At 65.5% G+C, this 12,102-nt stretch carries 13 protein-coding genes; 5 read left to right on the forward strand and 8 right to left on the reverse strand.

Going from position 1 to position 12,102, the window contains the following annotated elements; translation table 11 throughout:
* Nucleotides 1–69 precede the first annotated feature (69 nt).
* Genes RDCOP1_RS18440 through RDCOP1_RS18455 form a run of 4 tightly spaced genes read left to right on the forward strand, consistent with a single transcriptional unit; the run spans nucleotide 70 to nucleotide 4,146 of the window.
* Nucleotides 70–1,371 carry an acyl-CoA dehydrogenase family protein gene (locus RDCOP1_RS18440; RefSeq protein ID WP_072703681.1) on the forward strand — a complete coding sequence of 434 codons (1,302 nt, stop codon included), beginning with the start codon at nucleotides 70–72 and terminating at the stop codon, nucleotides 1,369–1,371.
* The gene (locus RDCOP1_RS18445) at nucleotides 1,368–2,390 is read left to right on the forward strand and encodes a phosphotransferase family protein (protein WP_072703684.1); all 1,023 of its coding nucleotides are present in this window, start codon (nucleotides 1,368–1,370) and stop codon (nucleotides 2,388–2,390) included. The genes RDCOP1_RS18440 and RDCOP1_RS18445 overlap by 4 nt, the downstream gene beginning before the upstream one ends.
* The gene (locus tag RDCOP1_RS18450; RefSeq protein WP_072703687.1) at nucleotides 2,387–3,172 is read left to right on the forward strand and encodes an enoyl-CoA hydratase-related protein; all 786 of its coding nucleotides are present in this window, start codon (nucleotides 2,387–2,389) and stop codon (nucleotides 3,170–3,172) included. Before RDCOP1_RS18445 ends, RDCOP1_RS18450 begins: the two co-directional genes overlap by 4 nt.
* A gap of 5 nt (nucleotides 3,173–3,177) precedes the next feature.
* The gene (locus tag RDCOP1_RS18455; protein ID WP_072703879.1) at nucleotides 3,178–4,146 is read left to right on the forward strand and encodes an NADPH:quinone oxidoreductase family protein; all 969 of its coding nucleotides are present in this window, start codon (nucleotides 3,178–3,180) and stop codon (nucleotides 4,144–4,146) included.
* Between the two features lie 99 nt (nucleotides 4,147–4,245).
* Here RDCOP1_RS18455 and RDCOP1_RS18460 read toward each other — a convergent pair whose 3' ends face one another.
* The 8 genes from RDCOP1_RS18460 to RDCOP1_RS18495 form a co-directional block, all read right to left on the reverse strand.
* Nucleotides 4,246–4,704, reverse strand: a complete 459-nt coding sequence (locus RDCOP1_RS18460) for a hypothetical protein (protein ID WP_231922877.1) — start codon at nucleotides 4,702–4,704, stop codon at nucleotides 4,246–4,248.
* 41 nt (nucleotides 4,705–4,745) lie between these two features.
* Nucleotides 4,746–5,348, reverse strand: coding sequence for a TetR/AcrR family transcriptional regulator (locus RDCOP1_RS18465; protein WP_072703690.1), 603 nt, complete (start codon nucleotides 5,346–5,348; stop codon nucleotides 4,746–4,748).
* A 113-nt stretch (nucleotides 5,349–5,461) separates the two neighbouring features.
* The gene (locus RDCOP1_RS18470) at nucleotides 5,462–6,610 is read right to left on the reverse strand and encodes a thiolase family protein (protein WP_072703693.1); all 1,149 of its coding nucleotides are present in this window, start codon (nucleotides 6,608–6,610) and stop codon (nucleotides 5,462–5,464) included.
* The gene (locus RDCOP1_RS18475; protein WP_084722693.1) at nucleotides 6,603–7,463 is read right to left on the reverse strand and encodes an enoyl-CoA hydratase/isomerase family protein; all 861 of its coding nucleotides are present in this window, start codon (nucleotides 7,461–7,463) and stop codon (nucleotides 6,603–6,605) included. The genes RDCOP1_RS18470 and RDCOP1_RS18475 overlap by 8 nt, the downstream gene beginning before the upstream one ends.
* Nucleotides 7,460–8,716, reverse strand: coding sequence for a CaiB/BaiF CoA transferase family protein (locus RDCOP1_RS18480; protein WP_072703696.1), 1,257 nt, complete (start codon nucleotides 8,714–8,716; stop codon nucleotides 7,460–7,462). The genes RDCOP1_RS18475 and RDCOP1_RS18480 overlap by 4 nt, the downstream gene beginning before the upstream one ends.
* A complete protein-coding gene (locus RDCOP1_RS18485; RefSeq protein WP_072703699.1) occupies nucleotides 8,716–9,483 on the reverse strand; it encodes an SDR family NAD(P)-dependent oxidoreductase in 768 nt (255 codons plus the stop codon). The genes RDCOP1_RS18480 and RDCOP1_RS18485 overlap by 1 nt, the downstream gene beginning before the upstream one ends.
* On the reverse strand, nucleotides 9,483–10,649 hold the full coding sequence (locus RDCOP1_RS18490; protein WP_072703885.1) for an acyl-CoA dehydrogenase family protein: 1,167 nt from the start codon (nucleotides 10,647–10,649) through the stop codon (nucleotides 9,483–9,485). Before RDCOP1_RS18490 ends, RDCOP1_RS18485 begins: the two co-directional genes overlap by 1 nt.
* A 250-nt stretch (nucleotides 10,650–10,899) precedes the next feature.
* A complete protein-coding gene (locus tag RDCOP1_RS18495; protein ID WP_072703888.1) occupies nucleotides 10,900–11,211 on the reverse strand; it encodes a hypothetical protein in 312 nt (103 codons plus the stop codon).
* Nucleotides 11,212–11,594: 383 nt separating this feature from the next.
* Here RDCOP1_RS18495 and RDCOP1_RS18500 point away from each other — a divergent pair.
* On the forward strand, nucleotides 11,595–12,102 hold a 508-nt coding region (locus tag RDCOP1_RS18500), incomplete at its 3' end, for a carboxymuconolactone decarboxylase family protein (protein ID WP_072703891.1).

Raw genomic sequence — 12,102 nt, forward strand, 5'->3', positions numbered from 1 at the left:
CCGCAACCCGTGTAAGAATCCTATTCTGAGTTGCGAGAAAGATATTCTCACAGTTGGAGAGGAGGCACAATGTCGTGGGACTTCGAAACCGATCCCGAGTACCAGGAAAAACTGGACTGGGCCGACACATTCGTGCGTAACGAGGTAGAGCCACTCGACCTGGTGTGGGAACACCAGCAGTTCGTGCCGCTCGACGGGCTCCGGCGCAAGGCCATCGACCCCCTCAAGGAACAGGTTCGGCAGCAAGGGCTCTGGGCCACGCATCTCGGCCCCGAACTCGGCGGCCAGGGCTACGGCCAGCTCAAGCTCGCGTTGCTCAACGAAATCCTCGGTCGATCCTCCTGGGCGCCGATCGTGTTCGGATGCCAGGCCCCGGACACCGGTAACGCCGAGATCATCGCCCACTACGGCACCCCCGAGCAGAAGGCGCGCTACCTGCAGCCCCTGCTGGACGGTGAGATGTTCTCCTCGTACTCGATGACCGAACCTCAGGGCGGTGCCGACCCCGCGCAGTTCCGGACCCGAGCGGTCAAGGACGGCAACGACTGGGTCATCAACGGCTGGAAGTACTTCTCCTCCAACGCGCGGACCGCAGCGTTCCTCATCGTGATGGTCGTGACCGACCCCGACGTGCCGGTGCACAAGGGAACGTCCATGTTCCTCGTCCCCACCGACACCCCGGGAGTCGAGATCGTCCGGAACGTCGGCCTGTACGGCGAACCGATGAACGACGGCACCCACGCACTCATCCACTACAACAACGTCCGCGTGCCACACGAGGCACTCCTCGGTGCCGAGGGCCAGGCCTTTGCAGCAGCCCAGACACGCCTCGGCGGCGGCCGGATCCACCACGCGATGCGGACGATCGGCCTCGCGCAGAAGGCCGTCGACATGATGTGCGAGCGCGTCCTGAGCCGCGAGACCGCAGGCAGCCGGCTCGCCGACAAGCAGACCGTGCAGGGCTACATCGCCGACTCGTACGCGCAGCTCGCCCAGTTCCGGCTGTTCGTGCTGAACACGGCCTGGAAGATCGACAAGTACAACGACTACAAGAAGGTCCGAAAGGACATCGCCACCGCGAAAATCGTGATGCCGACCGTCCTGCACGACATCGCCTGGCGCGCAATGCAGGTGCACGGCGCGCTCGGTGTCACCAACGAAATGCCGTTCTTCAGGATGATCCACGGCGCCGCCGTGATGGGCCTGGCCGACGGGCCGACCGAGGTGCACAAGACCACGGTCGCCAAGCAGGTCCTCCGCGATTACGAGCCCACCGACGGCATGTGGCCGACGGAATGGATCCCGCAGAAGCAAGAAGCCGCCCGGGCGAAACTCGCCGACTACCTCGAACTCGAAGTGGGGAACCAATGATCGACACCTCGCGACTCGCCGACTGGATGGACGAGCAGGGCCTGCCCGGCAAGGGTGCTCCGCTCGAAGCCAAGTACCTGTCCGGCGGTACCCAGAACGAGATCTACAAGCTCACCCGTGACGACTTCACCAGCGTCATCCGCATCCCGCCGGCTGCGGCACCCGCCGACCGCGACAAGGGCATCATGCGCGAATGGCGCATCATCCAGGGCCTCGACGGCACCGATGTCCCGCACACCGAAGCCGTCGCGGCCTGCGAGGACAAATCCGTCCTGGGCCGGTCGTTCTACCTCATGGGATACGTCGACGGATGGTCGCCGATGGATCACCGGGAGGCGTGGCCGGCACCGTTCGACACCGATCTCGATGCGCGCGCGGGCCTGGCGTATCAGCTCGCCGAGGGCATCGCGCTGCTGTCGAAGGTCGACTGGAAAGCTCAGGGCCTGCAGGATCTCGGCCGCCCCGAGGGTTTCCACGACCGTCAGGTCGACCGCTGGACCACGTTCTTCGAACGGATCAAGGGACGTGAGATCGAAGGTCTCGACGTCGCCACCAAGTGGCTGCAGAACCACCGCCCGCTCGACTACATCCCGGGCCTCATGCACGGCGACTACCAGTTCGCCAACGTGATGTTCAAGCATGGAGCCCCTGCCGAACTCGCTGCCCTCGTCGACTGGGAGATGGGTACCGTCGGCGATCCCAAGCTCGACCTGGCATGGATGGTCATGAACTGGCCCGAGGACATGAACTCGCCGAGTGCCGCCGAGGCCACGTACGTCGATCTGCGGGGAATGCCGAACCGCTCTCAGCTCGTTCAGCACTACTCGGAGATCTCCGGCCGTCAGGTCGACGACCTCGACTACTACCTCGTGCTGGCCAAGTGGAAGCTGGCGATCGTCCTGGAGCAGGGCTTCCAGCGCGCCGGCGACGACGTCAAACTGCAGTCGTACGGGCCTGTGATCGTCAATCTGATGAAGTCGGCCGCAGACCTCGCCGAATCCACGGAGTACAAGGGATGACCAGCGCAGTGACGGAGGGTTTGGTCCGTGAGCAGCACGGGTCGGTTCTCGTGCTGCGCATCGATCGCCCCGAGGCGCGGAACGCACTGACCGGAGAGGTGATCCGCGGGATCGGCGCCGCCGTCGCGGAGGCCGAGACCGACCCGGAGATCCGGGTGGTCGTACTCACCGGCACCGGTGATCGGGCGTTCTGTGCGGGAATGGACTTGCGGGCATTCGCGCGTGGCGACGACATCGGGCTCGGAACCGACGATGCCGCCGCCGCCTACGCGCGGCTCGGCCAGGGAAAGCTCGGCGTTCCGGTTATCGGTGCCGCGAACGGCAGCGCGGTCGGCGGCGGACTCGAACTTCTTCTCGGGGCCGACATCATCGTCGCGTCGTCGGAGGCGAAATTCGGTCTGCCCGAGGTCAAGCGAGGTCTCTTTCCGGCGGGCGGCGGCACTTCCATCGGGACGCGCATCCCGGTGGGCGCGGCCCTCGAGATCGCTCTGACCGGTGATCCGATCACCGCGCAGCGCGGCTACGAACTGGGTTTGGTCAACGCTGTCGTCGAACCGGGCGAGGTTATGAACACGGCCCTGGACTACGCGCGGCGGATCGCCGCGAACGCACCGCTCGGCCTGGCGGCGGTCAAGGAACTCGTACGATCGTCACCCACCGATCCGGAGTACGCGTCCGAGCGCCTCGGGTACTGGCAGTCGGTGGTCTTCGCCAGTGACGACGCCAAGGAAGGCGCCGCGGCATTCATGGAGAAGCGGGCGCCGGCCTGGCAGGGGCGATGAACACCGTGCGGGCAGTGGTCTGTCCGGAATACGGGCCACCGGAGATCGTCGAGATACGGGATGTTCCCTCGCAGTCACTCGTGCCCGGACAGGTTCGGGTGCGAGTGGGTGCGGCCGCGGTGAACTTCCCCGACGTGCTGCTCGTGGCGGACAAGTACCAGATCAGTGTGCCGCCGCCGTTCGTTCCCGGCAGCGAGTACGCCGGTGTCGTCACCGAGACATGCGGCGACGTGGGTGTGTTCACGATCGGTGACAGGGTCACCGGGACCGGCCTGGTGGGAGCGTTCGCCGAAGAAGTGGTGGCGTCGGCGGCATCGCTCAAAGCGGTCCCCGACGGTATCGACGACCGCACCGCGGCGTCCTTCGGCGTGGCACACCGCACGGCCTACCACACGCTCCGGTCGGTGGCCCGCCTCCGATCGGGTGACCGACTCGTCGTGCTCGGTGCGGGCGGCGGTGTCGGCCTCGCAGCAGTGCAACTCGGCGTCGCACTGGGCGCGTCGGTGACGGCAGTCGCGTCGTCGCCCGAAAAACTCGCGATCGCCGAGAAGTACGGGGCCGAGCATCTCGTCGACCACCGGGCAGGTGATCTGCGGACCGCGCTGAAGGCGGTGTTACCCGAGGGGTCGGATGTCGTAGTCGATCCGGTCGGCGGCGACCTGTCCGTGCCGGCACTGCGGTCGCTCGCCCGGGGTGGACGATTCGTCACGGTCGGCTACGCATCCGGAACGATCCCGAAGATCCCGTTGAATCTCGTTCTGGTGAAGGGAATCCGAGTCATGGGATTCCAGTTCCAGGACCTCGACCCGGACGAATACCGGCGCAACGAAGAGGAACTCGTCGACCTCTTACTGTCCGGCCGGGCAGTCCCCCACATCGGGGCAGGGTATCCACTCGAAGATGCTGCGCTTGCACTCCGGCACGTCGCGGACGGGCGAGCAATCGGCAAGGTGGTCGTCGACATTCCCCGATGAGCCAAGGTCCGGCGGGCGACTCGATTGTCTTCGTCGGCTGGAGGTCACGCCGTGCGAAACGGCCCGCCCCTCGCGGGGCGGGCCGTTTCGCATGTGCCGTCAGCGAATGCTGGTTAGGGTGCCTGTCTGCATCGCTCCCACGCTATCGGTCCGGAAGGACTCGGTCGGTCCGACGTGCACCGGCGCATCGGTCGCCGCCTGGAGGGCGTGGGCCTTGAAAACCCTTGCAGCTCTGCTCAACCGGTGCTGCTTGGAGCCGAATCGGGAGTCGAGCTCGGAGGGAACGTTCTCGCCCCACATCGTGATCGTGGTGGGGTGCTTCGCCAGGGTCTCGAGCAGCCCCTGGCGGATGCGGGCATCGTTCTCGTACAGGTCTGCCGCCACTGCGACGGTGTCGGGCATCGGGCCGTGCGGCGAACACTTCAGCGCCGACTCCAGTTCGACCGTGGTGGCACCGAGGATCTCGAGCGGTCGGATATCCACGTTGCCCGGTACCAGGACGACGACCTCCCACCCTGCTGCGACCTGGTCGTACAGCCAGCCGCCGGTGTATCGCACGGCGTCGGCGACGCGAGGCGCGACGACTGCCAGCCGCCTTCTCAGGATGTGCTTGCGGGCGTGAGCTGTTGCTCGAGAGACCGTGTGTAGTCCGCGAAAATCTCGGTCAGAGGGAGCGAACGATCGAGTAGCCATGAGGTTTCCATTCCGTTGAGGAAAGCGACAATCTCCACCGCTTTGACGGCTGGGTCCAGATCCGTTCGGTATCGTCCGGAGCGTTGTCCGCGCCGGATCCCGGCCTCGACTGTGTCGAGTGCCGCTCGATAACGACCGAGTAGGCGATCATTCAGTGGCGCATCCGATTCGAGATTCTCGATGAGGAGCACTGTGTACATCCCCACTTGATCCGGAAACTCCCGGTAGCGACCGGGAATCTTCCTGATCTGTTCGATGAGATCTCCCGACAGATCCACACGAGCAAGGTCGTCGGCGTCCCGTGCATCGAGCACGGCGTGCAACAACTCCGTCTTCGAATCGAAGTGGTGCAACAGACCCGCCGGGCTCAACCCTGCCTCCCGCGCGATCTGCGCAACACTGGTGCCCCGCCACCCGTTCCTCACCAGCAACCGTTGGGCGACGCCGAGAATTTGCGCCCTTCGATCCTCACCCCTGGCGAGGAGTGTGTCGTACGCCCGGTGTTGCAACGCTTCGCTTCCCCCTTGTCGACCAACCTACCGAACACACATTAGGTCGGTTGGGGCCGATGTGACAAGGGTCTCAGACGGTTTATTTTTTATCCCATGTCACATCGGCGGGTTTACCGGTCCATCAGTTCGACGACCGTCGCGTTCGCTGTCCCACCGCCCTCGCACATCGTCTGCAAGCCGTAACGCAGTCCCTGATCGCGCATGTGGTGGATCATCCTCGTCATGAGCACCGCGCCGGACCCGCCGAGCGGATGCCCGAGTGCGATCGCCCCACCGAGCGGGTTGACCCGCTCGATGTCGGCGCCGGTTTCGGCGAGCCAGGCGAGCGGCACGGATGCGAATGCTTCGTTGACCTCGAACACGCCCACTTCACCGAGCGCGACGCCCGCCTTGGCGAGCACCTTCTCCGTGGCGGGGATCGGTCCGGTCAGCATGAGAACCGGGTCCGATCCGGCGACTGCGCCGGCGCGATACCGGGCGAGAGGGGTCAATCCCAGCTCGCGTGCCTTCTCGGGAGTGGTCACCAGCAGGGCAGCCGCACCGTCCGAGATCTGCGACGAATTGCCGGCGTGGATGACGCCGTCCTCGGCGAAGGCGGGCTTCAGGCCCGCGAGTTTGTCCACGGTGCTGCCCCGGCGGATCCCCTCGTCGGCGGACACCGCGCCGGCCTCGGTGGCGACCGGCACGATCTGACCGTCGAACGCCCCGCGGTCCTGCGCCGCAGCGGCGCGCTCATGCGAGAGCACCGAATACTCGTCCAGGCGGGTCCGCGAAAGACCCCACTTCTGCGCGATCTTCTCCGCCGAGATTCCCTGGTTGAACGGGAACCCGTCGTAGCGTTCGAGAGCTTTGGGGCCGTACGGCATACCCGTGCCCCGCGCCGCACCGAGCGGCACCCGGCTCATCACCTCGACGCCGCCGGCGACAACGACGTCCTGCTGCCCGGACATCACTGCCTGCGCTGCGAAGTCCAGTGCCTGCTGACTCGAGCCGCAGGCGCGGTTGACGGTGGTGCCCGGAATCGACTCGGGCCATCCGGCTGCAAGCACCGAGTAGCGCCCGACATTGCTGGACTGGTCACCCACCTGCGAGACGCAACCCCAGACCACGTCGTCGATCACCGCGGGGTCGATGCCCGTGCGCTCGGCGAGCGCCTGAAGGATGTGCGCCGACAGATCCACCGGGTGCACACCCGACAGTCCTCCGTTGCGTTTGCCGACAGGCGTGCGGATCGCCTCGACGATGACTACTTCACGCATTCGTTTCTCTCTCACTCGTACCCGATTGTTGCTTCGCGGCCGCGGCGTGCGGAGGCTCCGCTCCGGAGCCGCCTCCCACCCAACGGCCCGTGAACCTCGCCTCACGCTTCTGCGCGAACGCGGCGAAAGCCTCGGGCGCATCGGCGGTTGCGAAGTTGACCGCCTGCGCACGGGCTTCACCCGCGAGCGCTTCGCGGAGGGTGCGGTCGGCTCCCTCGTTCAGCAGCGCCTTGGTCTGAGCGAGCGCCACCGGCGGTCCTGCTGCGAGGCGACCCGCGAGGTCGTCGACGAACGCGTCGATAGTGCCCTCGGACTCGACCCACGTCACCAGATTCAGCTGGTGCGCCCGGTCGGCGTCGATCGTCTCGGCCAGGAGTGCCAGCCTCTTGGCCTGCTGCAAACCGACGAGTTTCGGCAACAACCAGGATCCGCCGAGATCCGGAGACAGTCCGCGTCGTGCGAAGATCTGCGAGAAGGTCGACCGCGGCGTCGCGACGACGAAATCGCACCCCAACGCGAGATTCCATCCGGCTCCGACGGCCACACCGTCGATCTTCGCGATGGTCGGCACCGGAAGCTCGTGGAGGAGCAGCGCGATATCCGTGAGGACACGCATCTTGCGCACGGGATGCGCACGTCCGGGATTGGAAAGATCCGCGCCGGAACAGAACGCGCCGCCCGCGCCGGTCACGACGAGCACCCGCACATCGGGGTCCTGGCCGACGGCATCCAGCGCGTCGCGCAGCGCGTCCCATAACCCGCTGTCGAGTGCGTTCTTCCGGGAGGGCCGATTCAGTGTCAGTGTCCGCACACCGTCGCGATCATCGACGAGCAGGGAGTCTTCGGTAGTCACCGACTCTGCCTCACAGTCGATTCCGGGAACCGGTACGCGGGACCGATCGCCCCTTGGGCACGGAGGTCCTCGATCTGCTCCGGCCGGAGCCCCGCGTCGGCGAGCACCTGTGCGGTGTGTTCGCCGAGACCCGGAACAGCACCCATCGGCGGGTCGAAGCCCGCGATCACCGGTGGCGGCAACAACGCCTCGATCGGCCCGTTGGGCGAATCGACCTCCCGCCACCTGTTGCGGGCCTTCAACTGCGGATGCACGAGTACTTCGCTCGGCAGGTTGTACCGGGCGTTCCCGATGCCGGCGTCGTCTGCGATCTTCTGCACGTGTTCGAGCGGGTGCAGCGCGCACCACCGGGCGATCGCATCGTCGAGGACCTCACGATGCTCACACCGTCCGGCATTGGTGTGAAAACGCTCGTCGTCGGCGAGATCGTCCCGGCCGATGATCTCGCGGGCGAGTCGCTGCCACTCACGGTCGTTGGTGGTACCGAGCACCACGGTCTGGTCGTCGGCCGTCCGGTACGCGCCGTACGGAGACACCGCGGGTGAACTCATCCCGCGCGGCTGCTGATCCACGCCCGAGTACCGGGTGTAGGTGAGCGGGTAGCCCATGATCTCGGTCATGGTGTCGAACAGGCTCACGGACACCGACGACAGCGCGCCGGCCCGTCCGCGATGCCGTTCCCGGCCGCACAGTAGCGCGAGGATCGACACCGCGGCGTAGAGACCGGTGCTGATGTCGGCAACGGGCGGGCCGGGTTTGGCCGGCATGCCGGGGTAGCCGGTGACGGCGCACGCTCCCGACTCTGCCTGCACCAGTAGGTCGTAGGCACGCTTGTGCGACATCGGACCACCGGGGCCGTAACCGTCGATCTCGACGGCGATCAGGTCGGGGTAGCGCTCCGCCAGATCCTCCTGGGAGATACCGAGTCGCGCGGTGGCCCCGGGAGCAAGGTTCGACACCAGCACATCGGAGCTTGCCAGCAACGTGTGCAGAGTGGCGATTCCGGCGTCCGACTTCAGGTCGAGCGTGACGGATACCTTGCCCCGGTTCGCCCACACGAAGTGCGCGGCCATGCCGTTGACGACGTCGTCGTAGTCACGGGCGAAATCACCGCCGCGAGGATTTTCGATCTTGATGACCCGCGCTCCGAAGTCGGCGAGGGTGCGAGTGCACATCGGCGCCGACACGGCCTGCTCGAGCGTCACGACCGTGATCCCTGAAAGCGGACCTTCCGGACTCGTCGGGTCGGTCATCACATCACCATGCCGCCGTCTACCGGCAGCACCTGGCCGGTGACAAAGGAGGAGGCGTCCGTGGCGAGGAACACGAATGCACCCGCGACCTCCGCAGGCTCGGCCCAGCGCCGCAACGGGATTCGGTTCAGCATCGTCGCGGCGAACTTCTCGTTGGTGCGGATCGTTTCCGTCATCGGCGTCGCGGCGAGCGGCGCGAGTGCGTTGACGAGAATGTTCTTCCGCGCCAGTTCACGCGCCAGCGACTTGGTCAACCCGATGATGCCCGCCTTCGCCGCGGAGTAGTTCACCTGGCCGAGAGTGCCGGTTATGCCCGCGGAAGAGGTGACGTTGATGATGCGTCCGGTGCCGTCCGTGGCCAGGAACGGCAGCGCCGCCTGCGAGCACGTGAAGGCACCGAGGACGTGGATGTCGTGGATGCGCTGGAACGATTCGGTGCTCGTCTCCGCGAACATGGCCGGATCGGTGACACCGGCGTTGTTGACCAGGATGTGCAGAACACCCTCGGTGAAACCGGCAGCACGTGCCGCCGCCGCATCGGCCGCGGCCCGATCGCGCACATCCAGCGCCGCACTGTCGGCTTTGCCACCGTTCTGTGAAATCCTCTCGGCCACAACGGCAGCCGCATCACCGTCGACATCGGTGACGAGAACTGCCGCACCTGCAGCGGCAAGCGCCTCCGCCACGGCCGAGCCGATGCCACCCGCCGCGCCGGTGACCAGCGCCGACCGTCCGGTGAGGTCGAAAAGGTTGTTCTTCTCCGCCATCAGTAACTCCTCGGCAATCCCAAAGTGTGTGAGCCCAGGAAATTCAGGATCATTTCCTGGCTGATCGGTGCGATGCGCATCACGCGCGCCTCGCGGAAGTAGCGCGAGACGTTGTACTCCTCCGAGTACCCCATCCCGCCGTGCGTCTGCAATGCCCGGTCCGCGGCGGTGAAACCTGCATCGGCACAGAGGTATTTGGCCGTGTTCGCTTCTCGGCCGCACGGTTTCCCGTTGTCGTAGAGCCAGGTCGCCTTGCGGAGCACCAGTTCTGCTGCGTCGAGGTGGGCGAGCGAATCCGCAAGCGGGAACTGGATGCCCTGGTTCATGCCGATCGGCCGGCCGAACACCTCGCGCTCGTTGCCGTACTTGACAGCCTTGTCGAGCGCGACCCGGCCGATGCCGAGGGCTTCGGCGGCGATGAGCATGCGTTCCGGATTGAGCCCGTCGAGGAGATAACGGAAGCCCTGACCCTCTTCCCCGACACGGTCCTCCACCGGGATGTGCAGGTCGTCGATGAACAGTTCGTTGGACGTGACGGCGTTGCGTCCCATCTTCCGAATCGGCCGGATATCGACCTTGCTCCGATCGAGATCGGTCATGAACAGAGTCATGCCGTCGGTCTTCTTCTCGACCTCGTCGTAACGCTGTGTGCGGGTCAGCAGCAGAATCTTCTCGGATTCCGCCGCTTTGGAGATCCACACCTTGCGGCCGTTGACGACGTAGTGGTCACCGACGCGCTTGGCGAATGTCGTGATCCGCGAAGTGTCGAGGCCCGCACCCGGCTCGGTGACACCGAAGCACACGTGCAGGTCGCCGTTCACGATGCGGGGCAGCGTCCGCGCCTTGAGTTCGTCGGACCCGTGCTTGACAACCGGTTGCATACCGAAGATGTTCAGGTGGATGGCGCTCGCGGCGTTCATACCGCCGCCCGAACGAGCCACCTCCTCCAGGAGCAGGGTCGCTTCGGTGATGCCGTAACCGTGCCCGCCGTACTCTTCGGGCATGGTGATGCCGAGCCAGCCGCCGTCGGCCATCGTCTTGTAGAACTCGGACGGGAACTCGTGTGCGAGGTCCTTTTCCATCCAGTACTGGTCGTCGAACTTCTTCGTCAGTTCCGCGACCGACGACCGGATCAGTTCTTGATCTTCGGTGAGATCGAAGCTCATGCCTCCCATGACCGCCCCCTCACGCCCGAGTTGCACGGTTGTGGGACGGGACGCACGAGACGGCGTGCCGTGCGCACTCTCCGTAGCCTCGGAATGGTTCGGTTGCGCCGATCTTGCGGCGACTGCGTAGCTGGACGCTCACATCGTGCCCTTCTGCGATTCGTGCGATGCACCGGCCGTGCACCGCTCCCGGGAATTTGCCCGAACGGTTCGAGCGTCACGTCGAACGCACGGAGCCGGATCAGATCCGTCAGTCGGACGCCGGCAGTGCCTGAGCGGATTTCACGACCATCGGAACCCCGGCATAACTCAGTTCACCCGAGCCCGGAGACGTGCAGAGGACCTCGATGGTGTCGTCGACGTCGACGTACCGCTTGCCGAGCAGAGTTCCGGTGCCCGTGGCGGGTCCGGACGGGCGTCCCGGAGCGGCGGGGACCATCGCTGTTCCACCGCAGGCGATCTCGCGTGCGTCTTCCGACGGCGCCCGGACGATGACGACTCTCGTGGAGCAGTCGGTGCTGGCGAGCTGCTGCCCGGGGCGGAGCGGTGAAGGTGTGGTCACGGCGTACCTCTCTTTCGGTCGCTCGGACACCGAGCGTGGCTTCGACGAGTGCACGAATATCCGAAACCCTGCGCTCGACGAGCTGCGTAGTACTGCAGCGTGGGGACATCGGGCTGCACAGGTGTGGGTTCGAGCAGTTCAATATCAGGAAACTATCTTCTCCAATGTGGAGAATCAACCTGCGCGTCCGAGAAACCCGAGCGGTGGAGCCATGTCCGATTCCGATCCCTCGCGCGGGGTGCGCGTGCGAGCCAGAGAGCACCGCATGGTCGCCACCTGCGCATATCGAACCGGAAACATGGATGTTTGACAGTCGGCGCGGGGCATGGAAACCTATCGATCAGAAATGAGAATGTGATTCTCCGAGAGGGAGGAGGTCGGGTGTGGTCCTATTGCCCCCGCTGCCCGCAGACCGATGGGACGACAGTGTCGATGCCGCCCTGAAGGGGCTCATGCCGCGGGATATGAGAAACCCGGAACGCGCCGGCGTCGCGATGGCGACGCTCGTGAACCATCCGGACCTGACGAAAGCATTCCTCGGGTTCAGCGTTCATCTGCTGTTCCGGTCGACGCTCTCACCGCGACTGCGGGAGCAGATCATCCTCCGCACCGCGCACCTTCACGGGTGTGAATACGAGCGTGAGCATCACAGAGTCATCGCGGCGGCGGAAACCGACCTGACCGCGGACGAGATCGACGCCGCGCTGGAAGGAAAGTCGGACGATCCCTTCGAGCGCACCGTGCTCGAGGCGGTCGACGAACTCCACGAGTCCTCACGGATCTCCGAACGGACCTGGACCGCACTTTCAGCGCATCTCGACACCAAACAACTCATGGACCTGATCTTCACCGTAGGTGGCTACAGCTTGTTGGCGATGGCCTACAACACCT

Origin of the sequence: Rhodococcus coprophilus NBRC 100603, from assembly GCF_001895045.1 — a bacterium.
Taxonomy (GTDB): Bacteria; Actinomycetota; Actinomycetes; order Mycobacteriales; family Mycobacteriaceae; genus Rhodococcus; species Rhodococcus coprophilus.

Excerpts from the sequence above, each read along its gene's own strand:
- RDCOP1_RS18440 (WP_072703681.1), top strand. The coding sequence starts at position 70 with ATGTCGTGGGACTTCGAAACCGATCCCGAGTACCAGGAAAAACTGGAC.
- RDCOP1_RS18445 (WP_072703684.1), top strand. The coding sequence starts at position 1,368 with ATGATCGACACCTCGCGACTCGCCGACTGGATGGACGAGCAGGGCCTG.
- RDCOP1_RS18450 (WP_072703687.1), top strand. The coding sequence starts at position 2,387 with ATGACCAGCGCAGTGACGGAGGGTTTGGTCCGTGAGCAGCACGGGTCG.
- RDCOP1_RS18470 (WP_072703693.1), bottom strand. The coding sequence starts at position 6,610 with ATGCGTGAAGTAGTCATCGTCGAGGCGATCCGCACGCCTGTCGGCAAA.
- RDCOP1_RS18480 (WP_072703696.1), bottom strand. The coding sequence starts at position 8,716 with ATGACCGACCCGACGAGTCCGGAAGGTCCGCTTTCAGGGATCACGGTC.
- RDCOP1_RS18485 (WP_072703699.1), bottom strand. The coding sequence starts at position 9,483 with ATGGCGGAGAAGAACAACCTTTTCGACCTCACCGGACGGTCGGCGCTG.
- RDCOP1_RS18490 (WP_072703885.1), bottom strand. The coding sequence starts at position 10,649 with ATGAGCTTCGATCTCACCGAAGATCAAGAACTGATCCGGTCGTCGGTC.